The sequence below is a fragment of the Allorhizobium ampelinum S4 genome (genome assembly GCF_000016285.1).
Taxonomy (GTDB): domain Bacteria; phylum Pseudomonadota; class Alphaproteobacteria; order Rhizobiales; family Rhizobiaceae; genus Allorhizobium; species Allorhizobium ampelinum.
Map to the genome: position 1 here is coordinate 2,822,542 of NC_011989.1, position 23,627 is coordinate 2,846,168.

At 55.6% G+C, this 23,627-nt stretch carries 28 protein-coding genes and 1 tRNA gene; 12 read left to right on the plus strand and 17 right to left on the minus strand.

The genetic code is table 11. From position 1 onward, the window contains the following. Positions 1-35: 35 nt before the first annotated feature. Both tnpB and tnpA read right to left on the minus strand, forming a co-directional pair. Positions 36-389 carry an IS66 family insertion sequence element accessory protein TnpB gene (gene tnpB, locus AVI_RS13425; protein ID WP_012650519.1) on the minus strand — a complete coding sequence of 118 codons (354 nt, stop codon included), beginning with the start codon at positions 387-389 and terminating at the stop codon, positions 36-38. Further along, positions 386-838: an IS66-like element accessory protein TnpA gene (gene tnpA, locus AVI_RS13430; RefSeq protein WP_015914914.1), complete on the minus strand. Its 453-nt coding sequence runs from the start codon at positions 836-838 to the stop codon at positions 386-388. The genes tnpB and tnpA overlap by 4 nt, the downstream gene beginning before the upstream one ends. A 310-nt stretch (positions 839-1,148) precedes the next feature. On the opposite strand from tnpA, the gene AVI_RS13435 reads away from it, so the two are divergent. The 5 genes from AVI_RS13435 to aepY all read left to right on the plus strand — a co-directional run bounded on the left by AVI_RS13435 (position 1,149) and on the right by aepY (position 5,857). Continuing rightward, the gene (locus AVI_RS13435) at positions 1,149-1,958 is read left to right on the plus strand and encodes a class I SAM-dependent methyltransferase (RefSeq protein ID WP_041696977.1); all 810 of its coding nucleotides are present in this window, start codon (positions 1,149-1,151) and stop codon (positions 1,956-1,958) included. 32 nt (positions 1,959-1,990) lie between these two features. Continuing rightward, positions 1,991-2,449: an adenosylmethionine decarboxylase gene (gene speD / locus AVI_RS13440; RefSeq protein WP_049777225.1), complete on the plus strand. Its 459-nt coding sequence runs from the start codon at positions 1,991-1,993 to the stop codon at positions 2,447-2,449. A gap of 63 nt (positions 2,450-2,512) precedes the next feature. Continuing rightward, positions 2,513-3,709 (plus strand): TauD/TfdA family dioxygenase, encoded by a 1,197-nt coding sequence (locus AVI_RS13445; RefSeq protein WP_015916857.1) that lies wholly within the window; start codon positions 2,513-2,515, stop codon positions 3,707-3,709. 11 nt (positions 3,710-3,720) lie between these two features. Beyond that, a complete protein-coding gene (gene aepX / locus AVI_RS13450; RefSeq protein ID WP_015916858.1) occupies positions 3,721-4,707 on the plus strand; it encodes a phosphoenolpyruvate mutase in 987 nt (328 codons plus the stop codon). A 7-nt stretch (positions 4,708-4,714) separates the two neighbouring features. After that, positions 4,715-5,857: a phosphonopyruvate decarboxylase gene (gene aepY / locus AVI_RS13455; RefSeq protein ID WP_015916859.1), complete on the plus strand. Its 1,143-nt coding sequence runs from the start codon at positions 4,715-4,717 to the stop codon at positions 5,855-5,857. 33 nt (positions 5,858-5,890) lie between these two features. Here the strand turns inward: aepY and AVI_RS13460 are convergent, their stop codons facing one another. From AVI_RS13460 to AVI_RS13470, 3 genes are all read right to left on the minus strand, one after another. Beyond that, complete coding sequence (locus AVI_RS13460; protein WP_015916860.1) at positions 5,891-6,808, minus strand: LysR substrate-binding domain-containing protein; 918 nt, start codon at positions 6,806-6,808, stop codon at positions 5,891-5,893. 76 nt (positions 6,809-6,884) lie between these two features. After that, a complete protein-coding gene (locus AVI_RS13465) occupies positions 6,885-7,715 on the minus strand; it encodes a DMT family transporter (RefSeq protein ID WP_015916861.1) in 831 nt (276 codons plus the stop codon). Then, the gene (locus tag AVI_RS13470; protein ID WP_015916862.1) at positions 7,712-8,293 is read right to left on the minus strand and encodes a TetR/AcrR family transcriptional regulator; all 582 of its coding nucleotides are present in this window, start codon (positions 8,291-8,293) and stop codon (positions 7,712-7,714) included. Before AVI_RS13470 ends, AVI_RS13465 begins: the two co-directional genes overlap by 4 nt. A gap of 769 nt (positions 8,294-9,062) precedes the next feature. On the opposite strand from AVI_RS13470, the gene AVI_RS30575 reads away from it, so the two are divergent. Then, entirely contained in the window at positions 9,063-9,311 is a 249-nt protein-coding gene (locus AVI_RS30575) for a hypothetical protein (RefSeq protein WP_041696979.1), read from the plus strand. 312 nt (positions 9,312-9,623) lie between these two features. Here the strand turns inward: AVI_RS30575 and AVI_RS29165 are convergent, their stop codons facing one another. Genes AVI_RS29165 through AVI_RS13490 form a run of 3 tightly spaced genes read right to left on the minus strand, consistent with a single transcriptional unit; the run spans position 9,624 to position 11,933 of the window. Then, a complete protein-coding gene (locus AVI_RS29165) occupies positions 9,624-10,286 on the minus strand; it encodes a transcription termination/antitermination NusG family protein (protein WP_015916864.1) in 663 nt (220 codons plus the stop codon). After that, the gene (locus AVI_RS13485) at positions 10,273-11,727 is read right to left on the minus strand and encodes a helix-turn-helix domain-containing protein (protein ID WP_015916865.1); all 1,455 of its coding nucleotides are present in this window, start codon (positions 11,725-11,727) and stop codon (positions 10,273-10,275) included. The genes AVI_RS29165 and AVI_RS13485 overlap by 14 nt, the downstream gene beginning before the upstream one ends. After that, complete coding sequence (locus AVI_RS13490; RefSeq protein ID WP_041696981.1) at positions 11,724-11,933, minus strand: hypothetical protein; 210 nt, start codon at positions 11,931-11,933, stop codon at positions 11,724-11,726. The genes AVI_RS13485 and AVI_RS13490 overlap by 4 nt, the downstream gene beginning before the upstream one ends. A 58-nt stretch (positions 11,934-11,991) precedes the next feature. On the opposite strand from AVI_RS13490, the gene AVI_RS13495 reads away from it, so the two are divergent. After that, a complete protein-coding gene (locus AVI_RS13495; RefSeq protein ID WP_015916866.1) occupies positions 11,992-12,567 on the plus strand; it encodes an XRE family transcriptional regulator in 576 nt (191 codons plus the stop codon). 181 nt (positions 12,568-12,748) lie between these two features. After that, complete coding sequence (locus AVI_RS13500) at positions 12,749-12,931, plus strand: hypothetical protein (RefSeq protein ID WP_041698168.1); 183 nt, start codon at positions 12,749-12,751, stop codon at positions 12,929-12,931. A gap of 26 nt (positions 12,932-12,957) precedes the next feature. Here AVI_RS13500 and AVI_RS13505 read toward each other — a convergent pair whose 3' ends face one another. Beyond that, the gene (locus tag AVI_RS13505; protein ID WP_041696983.1) at positions 12,958-13,239 is read right to left on the minus strand and encodes a hypothetical protein; all 282 of its coding nucleotides are present in this window, start codon (positions 13,237-13,239) and stop codon (positions 12,958-12,960) included. A gap of 91 nt (positions 13,240-13,330) precedes the next feature. Here AVI_RS13505 and AVI_RS29665 point away from each other — a divergent pair, with 91 nt between their 5' ends. Beyond that, complete coding sequence (locus AVI_RS29665; RefSeq protein WP_071207818.1) at positions 13,331-13,558, plus strand: hypothetical protein; 228 nt, start codon at positions 13,331-13,333, stop codon at positions 13,556-13,558. Here the strand turns inward: AVI_RS29665 and AVI_RS13510 are convergent. Beyond that, the gene (locus tag AVI_RS13510) at positions 13,522-14,844 is read right to left on the minus strand and encodes a tyrosine-type recombinase/integrase (protein WP_015916867.1); all 1,323 of its coding nucleotides are present in this window, start codon (positions 14,842-14,844) and stop codon (positions 13,522-13,524) included. The two genes, AVI_RS29665 and AVI_RS13510, sit on opposite strands and share 37 nt — an antisense overlap. 141 nt (positions 14,845-14,985) lie before the next feature. Next, positions 14,986-15,062 (minus strand) — tRNA-Arg (locus tag AVI_RS13515). Positions 15,063-15,356: 294 nt separating this feature from the next. Between AVI_RS13515 and AVI_RS13520 the strand changes: the two genes are divergently transcribed. Further along, positions 15,357-15,830 carry a MarR family winged helix-turn-helix transcriptional regulator gene (locus AVI_RS13520; RefSeq protein ID WP_015916868.1) on the plus strand — a complete coding sequence of 158 codons (474 nt, stop codon included), beginning with the start codon at positions 15,357-15,359 and terminating at the stop codon, positions 15,828-15,830. Positions 15,831-16,001: 171 nt separating this feature from the next. On the opposite strand, the gene AVI_RS13525 is transcribed toward AVI_RS13520, so the two are convergent. Together AVI_RS13525 and AVI_RS13530 are read right to left on the minus strand one after the other, a co-directional pair. Beyond that, entirely contained in the window at positions 16,002-16,469 is a 468-nt protein-coding gene (locus AVI_RS13525) for a hypothetical protein (protein ID WP_015916869.1), read from the minus strand. Positions 16,470-16,559: 90 nt separating this feature from the next. Next, the gene (locus AVI_RS13530) at positions 16,560-17,522 is read right to left on the minus strand and encodes a quinone oxidoreductase family protein (protein WP_015916870.1); all 963 of its coding nucleotides are present in this window, start codon (positions 17,520-17,522) and stop codon (positions 16,560-16,562) included. 182 nt (positions 17,523-17,704) lie between these two features. On the opposite strand from AVI_RS13530, the gene AVI_RS13535 reads away from it, so the two are divergent. Then, on the plus strand, positions 17,705-18,580 hold the full coding sequence (locus tag AVI_RS13535; protein ID WP_187152363.1) for a LysR family transcriptional regulator: 876 nt from the start codon (positions 17,705-17,707) through the stop codon (positions 18,578-18,580). Between the two features lie 122 nt (positions 18,581-18,702). Here AVI_RS13535 and AVI_RS13540 read toward each other — a convergent pair whose 3' ends face one another. The 4 genes from AVI_RS13540 to AVI_RS13555 all read right to left on the minus strand — a co-directional run bounded on the left by AVI_RS13540 (position 18,703) and on the right by AVI_RS13555 (position 22,353). Then, positions 18,703-19,527 carry a transglutaminase family protein gene (locus AVI_RS13540; RefSeq protein WP_015916872.1) on the minus strand — a complete coding sequence of 275 codons (825 nt, stop codon included), beginning with the start codon at positions 19,525-19,527 and terminating at the stop codon, positions 18,703-18,705. A gap of 14 nt (positions 19,528-19,541) precedes the next feature. Next, positions 19,542-20,483: an alpha-E domain-containing protein gene (locus AVI_RS13545; protein WP_041698170.1), complete on the minus strand. Its 942-nt coding sequence runs from the start codon at positions 20,481-20,483 to the stop codon at positions 19,542-19,544. A gap of 5 nt (positions 20,484-20,488) precedes the next feature. Further along, positions 20,489-21,898, minus strand: coding sequence for a circularly permuted type 2 ATP-grasp protein (locus AVI_RS13550; RefSeq protein WP_041696985.1), 1,410 nt, complete (start codon positions 21,896-21,898; stop codon positions 20,489-20,491). 83 nt (positions 21,899-21,981) lie between these two features. Then, complete coding sequence (locus AVI_RS13555; protein ID WP_041696987.1) at positions 21,982-22,353, minus strand: hypothetical protein; 372 nt, start codon at positions 22,351-22,353, stop codon at positions 21,982-21,984. A gap of 272 nt (positions 22,354-22,625) precedes the next feature. Here AVI_RS13555 and AVI_RS13560 point away from each other — a divergent pair, with 272 nt between their 5' ends. After that, on the plus strand, positions 22,626-23,555 hold the full coding sequence (locus AVI_RS13560) for an alpha/beta hydrolase family protein (RefSeq protein ID WP_049777307.1): 930 nt from the start codon (positions 22,626-22,628) through the stop codon (positions 23,553-23,555). Positions 23,556-23,627 lie beyond the last annotated feature (72 nt).

A 23,627-nucleotide genomic window follows, 5' to 3' on the forward strand; every position in this document is an offset into this window, starting at 1 on the left:
GATCAGATTTTCCCTGCATTTTCAATTGAATATTGCTATCCAACCTTTGTTGGACGCCATGTTTGTTGCGGATTTCGCCAGTCAATCCCAGACAGCAGATAAGACAGTTGCGCAGGCGAGATCGCCACCGCGCCACCGTCCGCAGAAGGCCAGATGAACTTGCCCCGCTCAAGCCTTTTTGTGAACAGGCAACTGCCCTGGCCATCATGCCAGATCAACTTGATCAGGTCGCCGCGCCGACCCCTGAAGCAAAACAAATGTCCACTGAGCGGTTCATGCTTCAGCACCTCCTGCACCCGAAGCGCTAACGATGGAAATCCACACCGCATGTCCGTATAACCTGTCGCTATCCAGACACGCACATCCTGGCCAGACGGAAGCGCGATCATTGTTGCCGCCGCAAAACATCAAGCACGCGCTCCAGCGTGTCGGAGGCAAAATCATTGCAAACCCGAACCCGGTGCAGCGGTCCAACCTGAATTTCGATCGCTCCCGAAATCGAAGATGTCACTGACCCACGCTCAGGGCAAGACAGAGCTTCCGCCTGTTCTTGGCCTGCATGTTCCTGGACCGACGCTTGCTCACCATCAGCTGCTGCCCAAATCTGCACGGGCAGAAATTCCGGTGACGTTGCAACCTCCTGAGATGAGAGCCGCGAAACCTTCAGAGCCTTGCGCCACTGATAAATCTGAGATGGGTCCAGATCGTATCCCCGCGCCACCGATGCCACCGTCGCGCCAGCCTCAAGCGTTGCCAGAACAATCTCTTCTTTTAACGCCGCAGGCCAGTGTCGGGTGCCTGCCGCCTTACGCGGTAAATCGATCCTGTGAGAACTCACGTGACGCTCCTTGTCTCTCGCTGTTAATCGCGACAAACAGAATCTTCACCTTCACTCATAACCACAAGACGGCCTTCCTCGGATACGTACGGAGCATCTGCAGCGCCATCATAAGGATGACGATCTTGAAATTCGCTTTCGGTACCACATAACCGGAGAAAGCGGACAATCGTACCTCACAGAAACGTCGACTTCATTCACCATCTACACGCAGGAAAGCTTCAACGGTTTGGCAGCATCGTGCGGCTTCAGCATTTCCGCCTGTTATGGTGACTACCACTTCAAACCATTCGAAACTGGAGATCCTCGAATGATCTTCTGTCTCACGCTGCCTGATGAGCATCAGCCAGGCTCATCACTGAAGCTTTCACGCGGCTTTTCGAATGAAGTGGATGCGTACAGGATAACGGATTTCGCGAATGTGGAAGTCCGCCCAGATATTCTCTCTTATTTCCAAGGCTACATGGACTCATATTTCAGCGGTCCCTTCGTTGAGGCGCAAGGAGCCGAGCATATTCTTACCGCCATGCACCGCTTCGGCGGACCAGGCGATGCCTTGGATCTAGGCGCAGGGACATCGACGCTATTTTGGTACACTCCAGTTGTCGATCTGAACTCGATCACATGCGCGGACATTGCGCCTGAGCCCCTTCTTATTCTCAAACACTTTATCGAGGGATCTAGTTTACCCGAATGTTATCAATGGTCTGTTGGGCACTTCAATCTAGAAAGCAACCATATCCGAAAGATTCGCTCAGCAGTGAGAGATTATATCGTCTTCGACACTCTTACACGCTGGCCTACGATGTTGGATTCCTACGGCTTCGATTTGATAACGGCTTTTGGCAACATCGCGATCAGTAGCAGTAGCAGCCAGTACCGGTCCGTTTTCGCGGAAATAGCACGCCATCTCCGGCCGGGCGGCCGAACAATCGGCGCGGATTGGATACGGCGCCCCGAATTCATGAACGCTAGCGGTCATAACAATTCCTATCTCGATCTGTCCTTGGTTCGGTCGTCGATCGAAGGTGCGGGTCTACGGCTTCTCGAATGCGAACAAATCAGTATCGAAGGAGACCAGTTCTACGAAGGTATAATCTACTGGGCCGCCGCCCGGTAAACGTATTGTGAAAAGATAGGCTGGAGAGACCAATGGATCATTTAAATATTCCAGGGGAATACGGCTCCTACGTGGAGATCGACGGTCAAAGCTGTCTCGGGTCGCACTACATTGGTGAGATCTTCGGGGCGGTAGGAATGGACGACCCCCATTTTGTCGAAGCAACTTTGCGCAAATGCGCCCTTTCCGCTGGCGCGACGATCCTTCAGTCAAATATGCATCATTTTCCGTCTGGAGGCGTCACCGGAATCGTTATTCTTTCGGAGTCTCACATCAGCATCCATAGCTGGCCAGAGCACGACTACGCCGCGATCGATATTTTCATGTGCGGGAGAGCCAACATATCGGAAGCAGTCCGGGTCCTTGAAACCGACTTCATGCCCAAGCGGCTGATCGGAACAACGCTTCTACGCGGCCATGATGACCACGGGGCGCAGGCTGCCGTTTCGCTTTCCCAACAGCTACCTGCAATGGCCTTAAACAGAATTTGATCCCCACGGCGTGACCTCCGGGAGGGGGTCGCATGTGCCAACAAGCTTGAAAAGGGCAGTGCCATGATTGAGAAACATGATGATTATCTCAGCGTTGACGCCGGTAATGGCATTACACGGCGGTATCACTGGATTTGGCTTCGTGACAAATGTCCGTGCAGCCAGTGCTTTAACAAGAATAGCCGCCAGAAATATTTCGACAGCAGCACAATTCCTATCGACATTCGTCCCGTCGAGATCGGAGAAGCTGGCAGTACCCTCAGGATAATATGGATGGGAGGACACAAAAGCGAGTACGATTTATCGTGGCTCGCACGGCAAGATTACTCTCATCAAGTCCCACCAAGGCCTGAAGGAGCAAAGCCGGCATACGAACTCTGGGGTGGGATGGAGCTTCCTGCGGAGGCCCGCTTTAGCAGTTTGCAGGCGCAACATGAAGATGAGACCCTGCGGGCAGCCTTGGATGCACTTCTCCGTTTCGGAGTGGTCACCTTTAAGGGAGATCCGATTCGAAAGGTCTCCTTCGAAACCTTTACTGATCGTGTTGCGGGCTTTCTCGACCGGACATATTTCGGTGAATTCTTCGATCTGAATGTGAAACCGGAAGCGACAACAGATAGCGTGGCGTTCAGCACAAGAGAGCTGCCGCTGCATACGGATATTCCCTATTACTCCCCACCACCAGATTTCCAGTTCCTTTATGGACTCGATGTAAGCCCGGAGTGTGCAAGGCGCGGGATAGGAAGCACACGTTTCGTCGACGGCCTTGCCGCCGCCATCGGTCTTCGGTCGGAAGAACCGGAGGCATTTGCAGCTCTTACACGGATCGCCGTTATTAATCGGGCTGAATATCCCCAGGCGAGCAAGATTTACGAGAATATCGCGCCGATCATAAAGCTTGCAAAAGACGGTTCCATTGAGCGGCTTTTGAACAACCCATCGAAGATGTTCTTCGACAACGTCGAGTTCGACGACATGTTGCCTCTCTACAGGGCTTACAAAATCTTCAAGGAACGACTGGTCAGCGCTTCTCCGGCGTACTCACATAACTGGTCCGACGGGGACCTCGTAATCTGGGACAATCGCCGCATCCTGCATGGTCGCGGAGAGTTTGGTAGTCAAGGTGTCAAGCGTATCTTAAGAGGCGGCTACATAAGCGAGACCGAACTGCTCGCTCGCCGTCGTTTCCTGCGCGGCAACGGTCCCGCTCATTACTTTGCATCCGAGACAAGCCGTCCTCCCGCCTTAGCTGAGATGTGAGGTAAAGCCATATGAACATCGCAACAAACTCCCTTTACGTCGACAACCTTACACGCGGTACTGCGCTCCGGGGCCTTATCCATCGCTCTGAATTGACCTTTCTGATGGAAGCCCACAGCGGCTTGTCCGCGAAGATCGTTGAGGAAGCGGGATTCGACGGTATCTGGGCATCCGGGTTATCGATCTCAGCAATGTTGGGCCTGAGAGACAATAATGAGGCGTCGTGGACACAAGTCCTCGACGTCTTGGAGTACATGGCCGATTCCGCGTCTATTCCAATCCTTGTTGACGGCGATACCGGATATGGGAATTTCAACAATGCTCGGCGCTTCGTACGAAAACTGTGCGACAGAGGGCTGGCTGGCGTGTGCTTCGAGGACAAGTTGTTTCCAAAGACAAATTCGTTCATCGGAGAGGCACAACCTCTCGCCGAAATTGGCGAATTCTCCGGTCGAATTAAAGCGGCGCTCGATGCTCGAAACGACGACGGATTTTGTGTCATAGCCAGGGTTGAAGCCCTGATCGCCGGTCATGGCATGATGGAGGCGATGCGCCGTGCCGAAGCGTACCACCAAGCCGGCGCCGACGCGATTTTGATTCACTCGAAAAAAGATGACGCCGGCGAAATCGTCGAGTTCTCCAGGCTTTGGGCTAATCGGTGCCCGCTTGTGATCGTGCCCACCAAATATTATCGCACGCCGACCCAGACGTTCAAGGACGCCGGCATTTCCACTGTGATCTGGGCGAACCATTTGATCCGTTCATCTATCACGGCCATGGCAGACACAGCTAGAAAAATCCAGGCCGAGCAGTGCCTTGTCAATGTTGAAGGCGGTATTGCAACCGTCGATGAGATTTTCCGTCTAACCAAACAAGATGAGCTTTCAGCAGCCGAAAGCAAGTACCTGCCGCCAATGACGGGACTTGTGCCATGCATAGGTTGCTCCGGCCAATTAACTGGGCAGGAAATGCCATGCTCATCAAATTGCAAGCTTTAGGTGAAACATGATTTCGGCTGACAGCTTCATCGATACGGCTATCTCGAACGGATTTTCATTTTTCTCCGGGGTTCCATGCAGCTATCTCTCGCCACTGATCAACCGAGTGATCAGCCGGCGCGATGCAAACTACGTTGGTGCAACGAGTGAAGGTGAGGCCGTTGCAATCGCGGCTGGAGCTTGGTTGGCCGGAAGGCAAACAGTAGTAATGTGCCAAAACTCCGGTCTCGGGAATGCAGTGAATCCGTTGACCTCACTCAACTACCCATTCCGGATACCGACGCTGTTAGTTGTGACCTGGCGCGGAAAACCTGGCGAGGCTGACGAGCCTCAGCATGTTCTAATGGGCAGAATTACCAAAGAGCTGCTGGCGGTCATTGATGTTCCGTCGGACGAGTTTCCAGCGCTGGAAGCCAATATTGGACCTGCTCTCCAAAACGCCCGAAACCGAATGGCGACATCGAGTCTCCCGTTTGCCATGATAATGTCCCGTGATGCTGTCGCTAATTCGGCGCTTGATGAGGTTTCAATTATAGAGCGCGGTGTATCAGGCCCAAATACAAACCTCACCATCGGGGGCCACAGACCGAGTCGGCATGCGGTGCTGGAAAGGCTTTTAACCACGATTCCCAACGACGTCGCAGTGGTCGCTACAACGGGAAAATGCGGCCGGGAGCTGTTTACCTTGGAAGATCGGAAACAGCACATTTATCAGGTCGGTTCCATGGGGGCCGCGAGCGCCATGGCTCTCGGGATAGCGTTAACGACTCAGCGACGGGTGATCGTGATCGACGGCGACGGAGCGGCTCTCATGAAATTGGGGAATTTAGCAACGATCGGAGCTCGGCGCCCTGCGAACTATATTCACCTTCTTCTCGACAACGGTGTCCACGATAGTACCGGTGGGCAGGCGACGGTATCACCATCAGTCGATTTTGCAGCTGTAGCAATTTCGTGTGGGTACTGCTCTGCTTGGACGTGCGACGATTTGGAAGGTTTGGAAACTGCCGTAGCCAATGCGTTTCGTAGTGTCGGACCGACAATGATACATATGCGCATTGCGCCCGGTTCAATGAAAAATCTCGGAAGGCCGACTCTATCACCAGCAGAGGTGGCGCTTCGCTTCAAAGCATTTTTGCAGGAACGATAATTCTTTCAATTTAAGCACAAATCGGACCGTTGCTCATGGCCTCGATAGGAGATCGAGGAATACTGGCCTTGCCATCTCAGATAGTATCCAATTCTTGCACGCATCTACAACGGGTCGCTGGCTGACCAATGAAGGGGTCAAGAGATAATATGATTGAAACGGTTCCATGGATGTTTCAATGGCTATTTTGAGGCGGCCGTGTAACAGCAGATTTTCAGCGTGGATATCTCTAACCAAGGCTAACCCCTGAGCAGCCGCCGCGGCTGCAACTAACAACGACTCATCCGCAAAACTAAGGCCTTTTCTTGAGGCAGCAGGCAGATGCGTGGACCCATTCGCCCGAAACCAAGCAGGCCAGTTAAGCCTATCGTGATCGTGCAACAGTGGAAATTTCAAACAGTCACTGGGATCGCGGATAGGAGAAGCTCCTTCAAGAAGCTGCGGGCTTCCAACGACCACTAATTTCGAAGAAGGCAAGCGTTTAGCCTCGACGCCGGGAGCTGTCTCGTTGCCGTACTGGATGGCGATATCAAATAACTGTCGGCGAACACCCTCCGCATGTGCGGTGTCGATATGTAGTTCGATGTCGGGATGCCGCCTCGAAAATCTATCCATGCGCGGGACCAACCAATGCGAAGCCAAGGCAATCGGTGTCACAATTCGGACGACGTTACGAGCTGAACGGCGTCTGTCAAAATCCTCAACAGCCTCGCGAATTTGTTCAAAAGGTACATGGATTGCCCCCAGCAATCGTAAGCCCTGCTCCGTGAGTTTAACATTTCTGCCGGACCGTTCGAATAGAGTGACATCCAATCTGTTTTCAACGAGCTTGACCTGCTGACTTACTGCTCCGGAGGTCACACCCAAGCTTTGCGCCGCATCCTTGAAGCTCCGGAGGCGGGCTACTTCGACGAATGTTCTGAGCGCGGCAAGAGAAACCGATAACATCATCCTGACACCCGAAATACACCAAGAATTGAATTCCCATTCACCGAACGTTTTTGTGAACGGATACGGCTCGCAATATTCAGATCCCTAAGCAGATCGCCCCCACAGCCACTATTGCGCATGACGCGATACGCTTGAACGTCAGAGCTTCTTTCAGGAAAAACCAGCCAATCAAAGCAGCGAAGACAACACTCGTCTCCCGAAGAGCGGTAATCGGTCCTGCGGGACCGAGCGCGAAGGCTGCCACGACGACGCCATATCCGACCATGGCGAATAGTCCGCCACCGAGAGCTTTCCATGTCTCCATTTCATCAAATGGGACGATTAGCTTTCCGCGAAAAACCCTGAATGTTAGGGGTAAAAGTATTCCGTAAAGCACGAGGACCCAGGCGGTATATCCTCCAGTCGTCATCGCCTCCCGCACACCCAGAGCGTCGACCGTTGCGTAGCTGGCGATAATCGCCCCCGTAGCAAGAGCGAACAGAATCGAAGCCGTCGCAGCACGGCCTTTACCGAGAGAAAGACTCATGATTCCGATTGCTACGAGTGCAACGCCAGCCGTTTGCAAGAGTGTGATATGGTCACCGGCAAATAGAAGTCCGCCCACTGTGACCAAAACCGGCACTGTACCTCGAACGATCGGATAAACCTGTCCTAGCTCTCCATACTTGTAAGCGGCAACAAGAAAGACGCTGTAGCCGACCTGAAGTATCGCCGACAGAGCGATATATATCCATGCGGGGGACGCTGGTATCGGATAATAGAAGAGGAACGGAGCTGCAATAACGGTACTCGAAAAGCTCATGACTGTAACCGTCCAGAGGCGATCTTTCCCGGTACGGAGAAAAGCATTCCATGTCGCGTGTAAAATTGCTGCGAACATAGCGAGGCCGATAACCACAGCGCTCATGCGTCACCCGCGCACTTAACGAGGTGAGCAGCAGCTAATCGGGCATCATCAATCGCGTTCAGTCCTTGTCCCATCTGTGCGAGCAATGTTGCGCCCTCAAGAAGCATTAGGAGCGCTGTTGCGATCTTGCCCGCAGATTCAGGTGACATACAATCCAAGAGGATTCTTCGCATTCGTTCCTGCAGTCCGAGCTTCTGGGCTACAGCCGCTTTATTTACTTGACTGCGCGGATCATTGAACTCCGCCAGTGCGTGTTGAAATACACAGCCATAAAACTCGCTGGTTTTGAACCAGCGCTCGTACCAACAGAATATCTCGTCGATCTTGTGCTGTGGGCTGCTTGCATTTTCTTGTAATTCATCCAGTTGTCGCTCGAAACGCGCAGCACGATACCGCAAAACCTCGACAATAAGCGCATTTTTAGTTGGAAAATGGCGATACATCGTCATCTTCGCAATATCCGCTTCATCAATGATACGGTCTATTCCAGTCGCGTGAAATCCGTTCCGCTTGAATAAGCCGTAGGCCGTTTCGACAATCTTAAGGCGCTTTTCCGCATTTCCGTAGGGGGAACTCATAGCTTGCTTCCAAAGGATGAGACAGGTCTGTATCATCATCATTTACAAAGCAGTTGTCAATGATATGTCTTTAGCCGACTTCACCATAATTCCTTTTGCTGAACCATGACGGGAGTCACGACACCTGAACAAGTTGCTGCTCGATGCCGAGGCTCTTAAAACCGAGGACTGTTAGGGTCTGGCGTAAGTACAGCCTGGAGCGCGAATTTCCGCGACCTATCTGTGTCAGTGATCCCCACGACCGCACTCGCTCCACTGGAGGGGGATGACATGGACGTAGTCAACGATCAGGCGGTTCAAGAATCCCCGGGAAGCCCGCCCATAGCTCCGCCCCGAGTGCCATGTCTTCACTAAAAACCGGCTCCACTTTCCGTTGCTAAGTGTTTGTTAGCCGAACAGAACCACTACGACCGCCTCCTTGCGCCGACCAGCGAGTAACAAAGCCCATTTGAGTAAGTTTGCTCAACCGGAGCATCATCCCTGTGCAAGCTCCGCAACAGGATATCATTTCATACCAGACATGGCGGCCGATGTTGCCAAGCGGAATTTCCAACGGCGACTTCAAGTCGCGACATCGTCAGCGCAATCGATCTCAAACTCATCGATCGGCTTCCAGCCTCTTGTATATCAGTGCCCCATGGCCAGCGCCGCGAGCCGCAACTGCTCGTGAAGGCGACGGCAGTCTGTGAGCAGCGTGCGGATTGCCATCCTAGGGTCGCCGTCATGCCACGCGATCAGGTGAGCAACCTCGTCGTGAACTGGAGATTCAATGGGCTTTGATATCATCACCAACCCCAATGTCGAGCGTGAGTTGCTGACCGCCAAACTTTCTCAGAATATCGGTCGCGGGCCGATACATGGCAGCCTCGGCCCTGCGCTGCATTTCGAGGCGCTGCGTCATGTACCTAGCGCGCGCGCTGCCCTGATTTTGGAAAGTTCCTGCCTGGCTTTCTCTATCACGGTATCGGCCGAATTCATGACAAGCCTCCAATTAATGTTCACCTTATGTTCTATTTAAAATGAAGCTAAGTCAAGGTCGGAACGCGACAGCTCGGCTGAGCGCCGGCTCTAAGTGAGACGGCCCTTCCTGGCATTTAGACATTCACCTCCTGCCTCGTGTTTCCGTGCTCTCTCAGAGTGGCTTTTTGTCTCCAATTTCCGCTCGCTGCACACGAATGACTGACGCCGGTGCAGGAGGCGGATCGGGTTCAAGGCAAACTCACCCCCTCCCCCTATTCGTCCTACTCTTGGAGCCCACCGGACCTTCGGAGCCATCAGGCAGTCGTGGCAATCCGAGCTTCAAGACGTCTCTGTCTCTGGAGCTTTCGTCTCACCCCTCGATGGCATCCACACCCATAGTGACCTCACTCATGCCACCGAACATCGGAACGTCAACCACCACCTGGCCCCGCTTCGACAGTACCTTGCGCACCGTCACCACGAAATCGGCAAACGGGCCGGAGCGGATCGTCACCTGCTTGCCCAGCATATCAGGCATCGGCGGGACACCGCAGGCATCCATGTGTTGTCTCTCCGCAGTCTTGGCGGATAATTGCAGCTGGCGCATCAGCGTTTCGGGCATCAGATAAGGCTTGCCATCCCGGCCCATCAGGCTCTGCAGCCTGGAGGCCAGCAGGAGCCCGGCATAGGCCTCGTTGTCCGGGATCATCCGCACGAACAGATAGCCCCGAAACAGCGCCCGCTCGACGACGATCGCCGGCTTGCGGCGGCGGGGCGGCAGTCTTCGCCGCTCGCAGGGGCACCAGCACTCGATGCCCTGCTCAGTCAGCGCATCGCGGATGACCTGCTCGAGGCCGCTCTTGCAGCGCGCCACCACCCAGCGGGCGAGTTGATCGAAGTCAGGACGGTCGTGCCGTGCCATGGCGATCTGACGCTTCCGTCTGGCCTCAACGGCTGTGACACGCGCCAGCGTCAAGAGCCTTTCGTTTGAGATGACGGTCTGTTGGTTACGGTCACGGTTATGCTCCATCATAGGTGCGTCCCTTGCTCAGGCTGGTGGTGAAGTGATCAAGGGCAGCCTCGACCGCCACATCGAGATCGGGTTGTTGTTGGTCGATCGCCGGAAACGAGATCCAGTCGCTCAGGCCATCGACGAACATCCAGCCGCGGCGCTCGTGCAGCCGTCGCCAGGCCGCAAACAGAGCGCTGCCGCACGCGACCGTCTCGAAGCTGGTGACCAGCGGCAGGATGTCGGTCGTCGTCTTGAACGGCTCGTTGCGCCCGGCAAGATCGTGCATCTTGCTGACCATTGGCCAGCCATGGTCACGGCGCTTCTCCCAAGCCAGCGCCTCCCGGCTGATCGCTCCGGATGTAATCCGCCGTTCATCGAAAGCCGTGATCACCAGCTGGCCTGTGGGCTCGCAGAGCAGGGCCTGGAAATGCCGACCCATCCAGAGCTTGCCGCAGACCTTGGCGATGACGTGGGTGTGGGAACGGGTGTGGGGATCAGTTTGGGCGCAGGCATGGACATGGGAATGGGGATGTGTCCGAGCGTCGGCATGCGTCCGGGCATCGCTTGGAACCCGATGTCCCGTCACACCCTCAGGCATCTCCCTCCATGCCCGTGCCTTGAGGTAGACGGCAGGTACCGTCAGGTCCTCGCGTGCTGTCCAAGCCAGATAGGCTGGCGTCCGCTCGATGCAGGCCTCCCGCTCATCAGCCGACAGCGCAAACCAGGCATTGCGGGCAAAGTCAGGATTGCCGGGCCTCGGCCACAGCTTGAACCAGGTGTCGAACTGTTGTCCGATCCGGGCGCGCGCCAGTCGCCTTGCCGCCCTGTCATCGACATCAGCGGCACCACGACCGTCCCCAGCCGGTTCGCGCGCGCCCTCCCCTTGGTAGGAGTCAGTCTTTGCTAGATTTGAGTTATTACTAAGGGCCGATTTTACCGGCGCCGGTAAAACCGGCGACGGTTCTGCCGGCGACGGCAATTCAGTCTGCGGTCGATATGCAACGCTTTTGGATGCCGCATCGGCTCCGGCAAAGCCGTCGGAATGACAGGATGTGTCGGAAGCATCAGACGCATCTGCCGTCTCCGAAGCATCAAACGCTTCTGTCAGCTCGGCGGTATCGGAGACATCATAGGCGTCGGTATTGGCGACGCCTGGTTGGCGCGGCTCGTCAAAGATCACCAGCATTGTTGGCCCGAATTTGCCGCCGGCGCGGGTCTGCTCGCGTTCCGCATAGCCGGTCTCCACCAGCTCGGCGATCATCTTGCGGGCCTTGTCGCGCCCGCAATTGCCCTTCTTGACGATGTCGCCGATCACCACTGTCCAGTTGTCGGGCTTGGACAGCAGATAAGACAGCAGCCAGCGCGCCTCCATCGACAGCCTGGCATCTTCAAACACATGATTGGGAATGGCAGCATAGTGCGCATTGCGCACCCCGCGCCGGATCGTCGCTTCGCCGCTCACAACGCACCGCCTGCGCGCACCAGAGTGCGCAGATCGAAACGATCGATGAGACCGCAGAGACCGAGGATATCGAAGAGATCGAGCATGCCGTCATCGTCGCCAGCGGCCGGGACAGGCTGGTCGTTATCGATGTCAGGATCGATCGGACGGATAAGGCTGAGCAGGATCGGGATCATTCGCGCATAATATGCGCAAACAGATATCATGAAAAGGCGATTTTATCCATAAACGGATTTTTTAGTTTCGCCGATCTATAGTACCCACATGACCATGGATATCGCGACCTACATAGCCCAACTGCTCAGCATGAAAAAATGGAACCAGGTGAAGCTGGCAGCCCATTTTGGCGTGTCCCAATCCACCGTCAATCGATGGAAGTCCGGCTCCGAGCCGGAAGGCCACCACCGCGACGCTATCCGCGAACTCTACAACACGGAGTTCGGCACCCCGGACAGCAAACCGTTCAAGCGCGTCAAGCTGATGGGCAAGGTCGGCGCCGGCCAGGAAATCTACGCCATCGACGATGGCGGGCAAAGCGATGTCGATGCGCCGGCAGATGCCCATCAGAACACCGTTGCCGTTGAGGTGTCAGGGGAATCGATGTATCCCGCCTATGAAGAGGGAACCATCCTCTTCTACTCCAAGACCTTGCCGCCCTCGGAGATGGTCAACAGGCGCGCCGTCGTGCAGCTGGCGGATGGTCGAATCTTTGTCAAAACCGTCCGCCCGGGCACAACCCCGAACACCTGGACGCTGACCAGCATCAATGCGCTCTACCCAGATATGATCGACCAGATCGTCGAGTGGGCCGCGCCGATCGACTGGATCAAGCCGCGGTAAAATATCCGGATTATCCGCTCACCGAAAAATAATTATGTGTTTGCGCATTTTTATCTTGCTCAGGAAATTCCGTTTGCGCATATTATCCTCGTCTGCAGCGTGCTACGCTTATCCCTGCGGATAACCGGCAGCGCGGTGTGCGCCGCGCCCTAATCTGCAGGACAAAATGAGGATGAACCCCATGCAGCAGACTGACACCCTCACACCCGAAGACGAGCGTGATCGAGCTCAGATGTTCGCGCTCTATCAGGAGCGCGGCCCGCAGACCGAGACTGACCTCCTCAGCGCCGGCATCAGCAAGGACAGTCAGCAGCGCAATGCAGCGGCGGTCGCATATCGCGTTCGGCTGTTCGACGCGACCTAACCCAGCAGCTTGTCGACCCACCCCGCTTACCGGGTAGCAACTCGGTCGGATTGGGGTTCCGCAACCGGGCCATTGCGGTTTGCGAACGGATCAAACTCCCACAGCACCACCAACAAGCCAACGCAGCCGCACAGCGGACTGCGATCGATGATCCGTGCCCGCATCACGGCCATCAGGAAGAGGACGTCATGAGCACCCCATCCAAACAGCAGCCGCGCCGACCGCTCTTCCGCATCCGCTTCCGCGATGGCCACACCGTCACGATCGCTGCCGCCAACAGCCTCAAGGCGGAACAGAAGGCACTCCACGGCCGGCCCGGATTTATCGACACGGTTCGCATTATCAAAGGGAAAAGCTGATGTGTGAAATCAAGGCAACTGCGAAGCATATGGTCATTCCATGATCGTCAGTATGGAAGATCTTTATCTGGCCCGCCAGGGCGTTGCTGAAGCAATTGCCGCTTGCGAAGATGAAGGTGAACACGACGAAGCGGCGACTTATGCACCGCTTTTTGAGCGCCTAGACAATGAAATAATCTCCCGCGAAAATCGCAGGGATACGATCAGCCGCGCACGGCAGCTAATCGCAAATCAACCCAGATCAATCGCGGCTGGCTCAAACCGATAAGCCATTGCCGTGAGGACTTCCTGTACCTGTGAGATGGGATGCCCGTCACCATAAGTTTCACGGCTGAACGCATGCCCCATTAGATCGGCCTGCATACGCTCCGGTGCTTTTTGCTCATTCAGGCGATCCTGGAAGCTGTGCCTAAGTGAGTATAAGCTGTGCTTGTCAGACGGCAAAAGCCCGTTCTTGCGCAGATACTTATTGATCGCGGTCGACATCGAAGCCGCCTTATCAAAGTACCTCTCCAGCCCGTTCGGGACCTGTTTTGCCGCCAAAAGCGACACGCCCACCAAAGGAATTGTTCTCTCGCGAAATTCCGTCTTGAGCGTCGCCCCGGTGCGTGGTGTCAGGCGCACATGAGGCACCGAACCATCCAGACGAATATCTTCCGGACGCAGAGCACACAGTTCCTCCGCGCCCATTCCCGTTTCAATGGCCAGATAGACTGCCATACGCGCTGTTTTATTCAGACCGCAGAGCGCCTCAGGCCGCAACAGAACATTCTCGACATGGTCGCGCGTGAACGATGGCCGGCGGCGCTGGATTGATTGCAGCTTCAACTTGGAAAACAACGACGGAAGATCCAAGTTGTATTCCGTCGCCATTGTCGAGATAATACTACTGACGAGCATCATATGCTTATTGGCCGTCTCGGGCGAGATATGACTGCCCACAACGCGTGCAGCAAGCCAATCTCGATATTTTCGGGAATGAATACGGGTAAGATTGGCAAACTCTACCTCGCTTCCCAAACAATCAACGAACTCTCGCCAGGCCTGCTCGCGAGCCACCTTCCACCGTCGCTTTTGATCCTCTCGCTTCTGCACCTGACCAGGCACAGTAACCTGTTCATAAGCCATGAAGAGATCGGACAGAGTGACTGCAGGAGGCTCTTCTGCACCAAGCAATGCGCGCCGAGCACTTTTGTCTGCCCCTCGACCAACAACCGCTTTTGATTGTTGCACCAGATCCAACAGCGGCCCGTCGTGCAGCTCCGATGCCGAGCGATAGATGTAGCCCTCCAACTGGGCGCGACTGACGGCGGCCTTGTGACGGTCCCAAGCAGACTTGCTTTCACCCTTTGCCAGCGCTGCCCAGAGCGCTTCGAGATTTCGCTCCGCGTCGACTGCAGCATTGACTGCTGCCGTCCAGCTATCCGTTCGCAAGCTGACGCGGACAATGCCTCGTTGATCGAGTCGCGCCAAAGCCGTTGGCACGCGCCGCACATAATAGAAGATTCCTTCGCGCCGCTTAATGCGGTCAGAGGCTGATTTATGACGCGCCATACAATCAATTGTATCCCAATTTGTTGCGCAGTTTGTATCGCAGAAACTGGCATCTCGCCATCGGGAAGAAGCGTCACGTGAGCTAAGTACTTGATTTTAACGACGCAAAAATTTCAAACTCAAATTTACTATGGAAATTTGTGGCGCACCCGACAGGATTCGAACCTGTGACCTTTGGAATCGGAATCCAACACTCTATCCAGCTGAGCTACGGGTGCGTTCAGATGAGCACTTGTGGTGCGAAGCGGTACATAGCCTAGTCTGGTGGCCGCATCAATGGTGAATTTGTGTTCGATCCACAGAAGCCTGCCTGCCGAAAAAGGCACCTCTAAAATAAGCGATTGTGGATACAGCTGTTTTACTCCTATATTGTTTCAGGGAGAAATCGTTCAATTAAAGAATTATCTTGTACCCATATGTTAAGAAGGGTAAAGATGAACTGTTATTGAGAGTCAGAACATGCCGGATTGTGGGATCGGGCATTGGTCACGGGAGGTTTGTAGTCTAGGGGCATGAGCAATCAACATTTTATTGGTGAGGGCGCCGGTGTTCGACAAGGGGTTGTCGATTATTCCGGGCTAGCCTATTCACTCGGCTTTCGCGTTAGGCGCGCACAACTGGCCATTTTGCAGGACTTTCAGGATGTTCTCGGCGGTCATGATATCCGGCCAGCTGATTTTTCCGTTCTGTCGATCATTGCCGGTAATTCCGGAATGAAACAAAGCGACGTCGCCTCGACGCTGGCGATCCAGCGGGCCAATTTCGTCGCGATCGTCGACGGGCTGGAAGACAAGGGCCTTATCGAGCGCCGTCGCTCGGATACGGACCGCCGCGTCTATTTTCTTCACCTGACGTCCAAGGGTTCGGCATTTCTCGAAGAGCTTTTGCCCAAGTGGCGCGAGCATGAGGAAAAATTCATTGGTCGGCTCGGCGGATCGGAAAAACGCGATCAGCTCATTGAATTGCTGAAGTCGATTTCTGAGTAATGGTCAATCAGACTCAGGTCCGGTGTCATATCCGGACCTGAGTTATCGCATTGAAATGCGGCTTCATTTTTTCCATGAAAATTTCGGCTATCGCCTGCCTGGCCCGACGAACAAGAGCTTTTCCCTGACGCTTGGGTTTTCAAGCACTTAGGTTTTCAAGCACTTGAGTTTTCAAGATCTTGTCTTCAGGGCCTGGTCTATCAGTTGATTGGCAATGGTCATCCGGGTATGAGCCGCATCCGCAAATAACGGATGAACCAGGTCCGGGTGATTGAGCTGCGCAAACGCTCTCCGCTTCGCTTTCAAGCTTGAAGCCTCGTCGTTATCAGCAATACCCAGATCCTCCGCAACTTCCTCCGGCGCAAGACGCGCGAGGTAGGCGGGCATTTCAGGGGGAGCCACCTCTTCCTCGGCCAATTCTGCCTCGGAAACAGCTTCCTCATCAGGCATCAGCTCGAGATATTGCTCTTGCGCCCACGCCGCGGCGGCTTGTGGCACGTGGCTGTTTTCCTGAACGAAGCCGGTATTCAATCCAGAGACGCGGTAGTGATTGGCCCCACCCTCACGTTCGGCCTTTTCCGCCTCTTCGTTGGAAAGCCGCTCGACGACGGATTGAAAGATCGATTGTCCAAACAACATCGCGCCTGTCCTGATTTGCCAAGAACTCTACAGCACAACGGACAGAACCGGAATTAGTTTCCAAGAGCGGCACGACAACAGCGGTAAAAGCTAAACGATCAGCCTGACGGAGCCGGAGGTTCGTCCTTCCTCCAGGTCGGCATGGGCCTGCGCCGCTTGCGCCAAGGAATAGCGCGCGCCTTCCGGCAGGCTGAAACCGGCTTTCAGCACCTCGAACCACGCTTCAGCTGCTCGCCGGTATGCATCCCGATCGGCAAGGAGAGAAATAATGCTCGCCCGAATGAGCGATCGATTGACAAGACTCATGGGATCGATGAGCGGCAAGGCGCCTGCGGTTTGCCCGATCGATGCCACCAGTCCGAAAACACGCACGGCGCGCAGGCTTCCGGCAAGGGTATCACCACCCACACCATCGATGACCAGATCAACGCCCCGGCCCTTCGTCAGTCCCAATGTCACATCGACAAAATCGCTTTGTTTGTAAAGGACAGCATGGTCGAGGCCGTGTTGTGTCGCAAGCTCGGCCTTTGCCTGCGATCCGACGGTGCCGATGACTTTTGCGCCCTTCTTCTTCGCCCATTGCGTCAGGATCAGGCCAAGCCCGCCTGCCGCAGCATGAACCAGAACCACCTGCCCCGGCACCACCTGTCCAACGGTTTCAAGCAGCATATGCGCGGTCAATCCACGCAGAAACGATCCACCGAGAATCTCGTCATCAAGCTCCGCAGGCGGCTTTACGGCGATGGAGACCGGAATGATCCTGCTGGCCGCATAGCTGCCAGCTGGCAATCCCGCATAGACCACCCGGTCACCAACCTGGAAATCGGTAACGTCATCCGCCACCTCTTCAACCACGCCCAAGGCTTCCACGCCCGGCACCGCCGGCAAGGGCAAAGGATAGGCGCCGCTCCGGTGATAGATGTCGATATAATTGACACCGACCACCGTCTGCCGCAGGCGAATTTCACCTGGCTTGAGAGAGACGATGTCATGCGAAACCGGCTGCAAAACATCCGCTGCGCCAGGATATTCAAATTCCATGACCAAAGTCATCAGCTCACTCCCTGTGTGTCGCACCCTCGCTGTCATACCAAGGCTTCTTGCCAAGCATTGTGGTATTCCATTTTCAGACATCTCAAGGCGAGGTGCATTTGCATCTTTGTGCATTGGTATCTCTGGTAGGCTCATGTGCGATAGTGCATACTTACGCACAGTACATGTGGAGAAACGCACAAGTGAACTGGGATGATTATCGGTGCTTCCTGACCCTCGCCAAAACGGGTAGCTTCTCACGGGCAGCACGCCTGCTTCACGTCGATCACACTACTGTCGGCCGGAGGGTTGCGGCATTAGAGGTGGATCTCGGTATAAAGCTGGTGGAGCGGCTGGCGAGAGAAGTCCGGCTGACGGCAGAGGGTCATGATCTGGCGACCCTGGGACTACCCGTCGAAGAAGCAATGGCCAGCGTCGAACGGGCGGCGGCAGGCGGCGGTGCAGCATTGGCGGGACCTGTGCATATTTCCGCGCCACCCGGGCTGGCATCGCTCTTGCTGGCACCGAAACTGGTTTCCCTGCATCGCCAGTATCCCGAAATCAAAATCACGATGTCGAGTGACAAGGATTTTGCAAATCTCAATCGGCGCGAAGCGGATATTGCACTACGATTGTCGCGCCCACTCTCGAACGGACTTGTCGCCCGCAAACTCCGCGATATCCCATTCTTCTTTTTCGCAAGCCACACCTATGACATCGCGGAGGATGACTGGGAATTTATCACCTATCTTCAGGCGGATGATATTTTGCCGCAACAGAGCTGGTTGATGCAGCATATCGGGTCGAGAACCATTGCGCTGCGATGCAGTGATGCCGCGAGCCAGGTTCAGGCCGCCGCCTCCGGCCTCGGCGTGGCACTGTTGCCGGACTATCTTGGATATAATGATACCCGTCTCAGGAAATGCCCCAGCCGGCTCACGCCGCCACGGCGCGAATTATGGATGGTGGTACATGACGATATTCGCCACGCACCACGGGTGCGGGTCGTGCTGGATTTCCTGATCGGCATACTCACCGCCACGCAAGATCTCGAATTGCCACATGCATCAGAGGCTTGAGACATTCGAAACCGGAATGGTAATTATCCAGCAGACTTAAAGTGTTACAGCGCCGCACGTTTTATAAAACGCACGGCGCTGCAAAGAGAGCCTCCCACCGCAAGCGGCGGCAACTCCTGCCTTCACCCCTGGCTCTGCGACTGGCTTTGACCGGTTTCCGCGACGCTCACCGTTACGGACATGTCTTCGCCCGCCAGGCCGATGCGCATGCCGGAAACTGGTGCTGCGTCGGCGTAGGACAGGCCAGAGGCAAGCCGCACATAGCGGGCATCCGGGCAGACATTATTGGCGGCATCGAAGCCGACCCAGCCGAGCGATGGAAGGTGTATTTCGGCCCAGGCATGGGTTGCCGTCTGCTCTTCGATCCCTTCCATCATCAGATAGCCGGAAATATAACGGGCCGGCATGTTCATCAGCCGGGCGGCCGAGATCATGATATGCGCATGATCCTGGCACACGCCGATCCCCGCCTCCAGCGCCTGTTCGGCGTTCGTCTCGGTGGTGGTCGTCCCCGTCTCATAGCGCACTTGTTCATGCACACGGGCCATCAGGTCGTGCATCCTGGCCAATTCGTTGTCCCCTGCCAGGCTTTTGACCAGATCACGCACCAGCTTTCCGGCCTTGGTGCGCGGCGTATCGCGCAGATAAAGCCAAAGCGGCACATAGCCGGTATGAACGCCAAACACGCCAGCGCGGTCCTCGGTTTTTACCTCGCCCGAGGCGACGATTCGCACGGACTTGGCTTCCCCTTCAAAGGAAACCAGATGAGTGTGATTGCCGAACTGGTCGTTGAACCCGGCCTCGACATTGGCACCATCCACCACGATCGTCCAGGACAGCACGTGCAGGCCAGGGTTTTCGATCGGGGTCAGCCTGAGCCGCTGGAGCGAGAACTGCACCGGCTCGTCATAGCTATATTCCGTCACATGATTGATTTTCAGACGCATCGCTTGTGCCCCGCTCAACTGTAGAATCGGTAGCCCTCGTTAATCTCATGCCCCAACCGGTTGTTGCGGGAAATGAAATTATCGAGAAACTCGTGCAGGCCCTGATCCATGATCCGGGTAATGTTGCTGGAGCGCAGCGACGCACGAATGCTATCGGCTGTTTCATGGGCAGGCAGCCGCTCGCCATATTCCTTGCCGATATAGGCAAGATTGCTGACGATCTTCTCATAGCAATAGGCCAGAGACCGTGGCATCTGTCCATTGAGGATCAGGAAATCGGCAATATTGGCAGCAAGATAGTCGCCATCATAAACCCAGCGATAAGAGCGATGCGCCGAAACCGACCGCAGGATCGATTCCCACTGGATATTGTCCAGCGATGAACCGACCTGGTTTATCGAGGGCAGCAGCACATAATATTTCACATCGAGGATGCGGCTGGTATTATCGGCTCGCTCGATGAATGTGCCGATCCGGGCAAAATTATAGATCTCGTTGCGCAGCATCGAGCCATGAAATGCGCCGCGGATCAGCCCTGCCCGCCGCTTCACCGTATCGATGGTTTCCGGCAGGTCGGCGGATTTCAGCTTGCGCGCCAGAAGCTGTTTCAGCTCGATCCAGCATTCGTTGGTGGCTTCCCAGGTTTCCCGGGTCAGCGCGGTGCGCACCATGCGGGCATTGTTGCGGGCGCTGTCGATGCACGACATCACGCTGGACGGATTGGCCGTGTCGCGCAGCAGAAAGTCGATGGCATCAGCCGCCGTTACTTTCGGATGCGCTTCCAGGAAAATATCCAGAACATCGGCACTTTGCAGCACGCCAGTCCAGTCGTCGTCGGTGGCACCGGACCGGGTCAGCGAGACGCGCAGCCCCGCATCCACCAGACGCGCAATGTTTTCAGCACGTTCGATATACCGGAACATCCAGAAGAGGCCGTTTGCAGTTCTTCCCAGCATGACCATCAGTCCTCCAATACCCATGTATCCTTGGTGCCGCCGCCCTGGCTGGAATTGACCACCAGCGACCCCTGCTTCAGGGCCACGCGGGTCAAACCGCCGGGAATGATCTGCACCTTGTCGGAGACAAGCACATAGGGACGAAGATCGACATGCCGGGGCGCGATGCCCTTGTTGACCAGAATCGGCACGGTCGAGAGCGACAGGGTCGGCTGGGCAATGTAATTGCTGGGACGGGTCTTCAGCTTTTCAGCAAACAGCACCCGCTCCTTCTTGCTGGCGGTCGGCCCGACCAGCATGCCGTAGCCACCGGAGCCGTGCACTTCCTTGACCACCAGTTCTTCCAGATGCTCGAGCACATAGGCCAGACTATCAGCTTCCGAACAGCGCCAGGTCGGCACGTTTTCCAGGATCGCCTTGCGGCCGGTATAGAACTCGACGATTTCAGGCATGTAGGAATAGATCGCCTTATCGTCGGAAATGCCGGTGCCGGGCGCATTGGCGATGGTGATATTGCCGGCGCGGTAGACATCCATGATCCCAGGCACGCCCAGCGCCGAATCCGGGCGGAAGGTCAGCGGATCGAGGAAATCGTCATCGACGCGGCGATAAAGCACGTCGATCGCTTCATAGCCGCGGGTGGTGCGCATCTTCACCTTGCCGTCGATGACGCGCAGGTCCGAGCCTTCCACCAGTTCCACGCCCATCATGTCGGCCAGGAAGGAATGTTCGTAATAGGCGGAATTGTAGATGCCCGGCGTCAGCACCGCAACGCGCGGCTTACCTTTGCAGCCGGGAGGTGCCAGCGAAGCCAGCGACTGGCGCAGCAGATAAGGATAGTCCTCGACCCGCTGTACCTTGTTGAGCTGGAACAGTTCGGGAAACATCTGCATCATGGTTTCGCGGTTTTCCAGCATATAGCTGACACCGGACGGCGTGCGGGCATTATCCTCCAGCACATAGAATTCGCCCTCGCCGGTGCGCACGATATCGGTGCCGACGATATGGGTATAGACGCCGCCCGGCGGACGGAAGCCGATCATTTCCGGCAGGAAGGCGACATTGTTCTCGATCAGCTCGCGGGGAATGCGGCCAGCCTTGATGATTTCCTGCTTATGATAGATGTCGTCCAGAAAGGCATTGAGCGCCAGAACGCGCTGCTCGATACCCTGGGCAAGCTTTCGCCATTCCTGGCCGGAAATGATCCGGGGAATGAGATCGAAGGGTATGAGCTTTTCCGAGGAATCCTCGTGACCATACACGGCGAATGTAATGCCGGTCTTTCTGAAGATGGTTTCCGCATCCCGCGATTTTGCGATCAGATGCTTGGGGTCCTGGCTCGAATACCAGTCGAAATATTTCTGGTACGGTCCGCGCGGGCTGCCGTCCGCCGTAATCATTTCATCAAATGCCAATGGCGCTATCCCCGTTTGTTTTAGCCATATGAATACAGTGCCTTTTACAATGCAAGAAGCGTGCTCAATTTGAATGAAATATTTCAATCCGCCAAAATCCCGCGAAAACAGCCAAAAAACTGGGCGTTCGCCAGCGCTGTGACCAACCTCGCTTTAGGCGCCGGCAACAGCGCGCATAAATTCGATGCAACTGCGAGATTTATAAGCAGCTCCTTCAGGTTTCCCCACCACCATGTCTGAATGTTGAAACCATCGGCAACAGAGAAAACGATAGAGGGGCTGGCGCGCTGCCCTCGCCTCAAATCAGGCCTGATGAAAGTCGTGATGCCGCCCCTTTTCCGGGCTAACGGCTGCTCTATCTTCAGGTCAACAAAAGTTGTCTTGGCGAAAAAGCTGTCTACAGACACGATAAGCCATCGCCACCAAGCCAGAGAGCCGGACTGCTGATTTGCCATTGTAGATGCACATAATTGTCGTGTTGAACCGATTCCGGTTTGACCGTTTATGCGCTAGCGTCAGGAATATTCGAATCACGACCAATCGTGTTCTGGAAACATCGATACGCTATCCCGCGCATGTCGCAGACAGGATGTATTCAGAAACGGTTGTGAAGGTCATAGCCGCTGCGGAATTTGAAGACTTGCGTAACGGGTCCGGCATATAAAAGACAGGTGCGCATTGCATGGATGAAAACGGCAGGGGCATAAATGGTATGAAGGAATTCGGCATGGGATATGACGACGCGTCAGGCAAACAAGCAATACTGACGCGGCGCGGACTGCTTGGCGGCATTGCAGCCACACTGGCCGCACCGTCTTTCGCACATGCTTTTGACGTTCCCGCTGAGCCGCGCCTGCTGCATCACGATTACATGAAAATGCGCGAGCGCTTTCGCACCCGGCTGCTGCAAAAAGGCCCCGCCCCCGACAAATATGAGCCCTTGACCGCACCTGCGGGCGCCAACCGGATTTTCTACCGCTCAGGGCGTGGCGGTGAACTGACCCTGGCGGCCTGGGTGTCCAGCTATAAACGCGAGCGTAAACTGAAGCCCGCCGTGCTGTTCCTGCATGGCGGCAATGCCATGGGTGCTGGCCAGTGGGAGCCGCTGAAAGGCTATGCGGATGCCGGCTATGTGGTGATGATGCCCTCCATGCGCGGTGAAAACGGCCAGATGGGGATTTTCTCCGGCTTTTACGACGAAGTGGATGACGTGCTGGCGGCAGCCGACCGGCTGGCGCATCTGCCCGGTGTAGACCGCGAGCGGGTATTTCTGGCCGGTCACAGCATTGGCGGCACGCTGGCCATGCTGGCCGCGATGAGCACCCATCGCTTCCGCGCCAGCGTGCCGATATCAGGCAATCCGAATGCCTTCCGTTTTTTCAATCGCTATCCAGAAGACATTCGCTTTGACGACAGCCGCCCGCATGAATTCGAGGTGCGCAGTGCCGTCTGCTATGCCCATAGCTTCAAATGCCCGGTGAAACTGCTGCATGCCGAAACCGAAACCAGCTTCGAGGACAATGCCGCCCTGTTGATAAAGCGTGCCCGGGCCGCCAACGCCATCATCTCGTCGCAAGAGGTGGAAGGCAATCACACCAGCGAAATCCCGCATGCGGTGGAAGCCAGCATGCAGTTCTTCCATCAGGTCGCGGCGTGACGCCTGTTGCGCAAGTCTATAGACCGGAGGCGGTGTAAGAGGAAATTGTGCCGCGGGCTCAACCCGCAACAT

Coding starts and splice junctions, on each gene's coding strand:
- tnpB (WP_012650519.1), bottom strand. CDS start 389: ATGATCGCGCTTCCGTCTGGCCAGGATGTGCGTGTCTGGATAGCGACA.
- AVI_RS13435 (WP_041696977.1), top strand. CDS start 1,149: ATGATCTTCTGTCTCACGCTGCCTGATGAGCATCAGCCAGGCTCATCA.
- speD (WP_049777225.1), top strand. CDS start 1,991: ATGGATCATTTAAATATTCCAGGGGAATACGGCTCCTACGTGGAGATC.
- AVI_RS13445 (WP_015916857.1), top strand. CDS start 2,513: ATGATTGAGAAACATGATGATTATCTCAGCGTTGACGCCGGTAATGGC.
- aepX (WP_015916858.1), top strand. CDS start 3,721: ATGAACATCGCAACAAACTCCCTTTACGTCGACAACCTTACACGCGGT.
- aepY (WP_015916859.1), top strand. CDS start 4,715: ATGATTTCGGCTGACAGCTTCATCGATACGGCTATCTCGAACGGATTT.
- AVI_RS13460 (WP_015916860.1), bottom strand. CDS start 6,808: ATGATGTTATCGGTTTCTCTTGCCGCGCTCAGAACATTCGTCGAAGTA.
- AVI_RS13465 (WP_015916861.1), bottom strand. CDS start 7,715: ATGAGCGCTGTGGTTATCGGCCTCGCTATGTTCGCAGCAATTTTACAC.
- AVI_RS13470 (WP_015916862.1), bottom strand. CDS start 8,293: ATGAGTTCCCCCTACGGAAATGCGGAAAAGCGCCTTAAGATTGTCGAA.
- AVI_RS30575 (WP_041696979.1), top strand. CDS start 9,063: ATGGGCTTTGATATCATCACCAACCCCAATGTCGAGCGTGAGTTGCTG.
- AVI_RS29165 (WP_015916864.1), bottom strand. CDS start 10,286: ATGATGGAGCATAACCGTGACCGTAACCAACAGACCGTCATCTCAAAC.
- AVI_RS13490 (WP_041696981.1), bottom strand. CDS start 11,933: ATGATATCTGTTTGCGCATATTATGCGCGAATGATCCCGATCCTGCTC.
- AVI_RS13495 (WP_015916866.1), top strand. CDS start 11,992: ATGACCATGGATATCGCGACCTACATAGCCCAACTGCTCAGCATGAAA.
- AVI_RS13500 (WP_041698168.1), top strand. CDS start 12,749: ATGCAGCAGACTGACACCCTCACACCCGAAGACGAGCGTGATCGAGCT.
- AVI_RS29665 (WP_071207818.1), top strand. CDS start 13,331: ATGATCGTCAGTATGGAAGATCTTTATCTGGCCCGCCAGGGCGTTGCT.
- AVI_RS13510 (WP_015916867.1), bottom strand. CDS start 14,844: ATGGCGCGTCATAAATCAGCCTCTGACCGCATTAAGCGGCGCGAAGGA.
- AVI_RS13520 (WP_015916868.1), top strand. CDS start 15,357: ATGAGCAATCAACATTTTATTGGTGAGGGCGCCGGTGTTCGACAAGGG.
- AVI_RS13525 (WP_015916869.1), bottom strand. CDS start 16,469: ATGTTGTTTGGACAATCGATCTTTCAATCCGTCGTCGAGCGGCTTTCC.
- AVI_RS13530 (WP_015916870.1), bottom strand. CDS start 17,522: ATGACTTTGGTCATGGAATTTGAATATCCTGGCGCAGCGGATGTTTTG.
- AVI_RS13540 (WP_015916872.1), bottom strand. CDS start 19,527: ATGCGTCTGAAAATCAATCATGTGACGGAATATAGCTATGACGAGCCG.
- AVI_RS13545 (WP_041698170.1), bottom strand. CDS start 20,483: ATGCTGGGAAGAACTGCAAACGGCCTCTTCTGGATGTTCCGGTATATC.
- AVI_RS13555 (WP_041696987.1), bottom strand. CDS start 22,353: ATGGCAAATCAGCAGTCCGGCTCTCTGGCTTGGTGGCGATGGCTTATC.
- AVI_RS13560 (WP_049777307.1), top strand. CDS start 22,626: ATGGGATATGACGACGCGTCAGGCAAACAAGCAATACTGACGCGGCGC.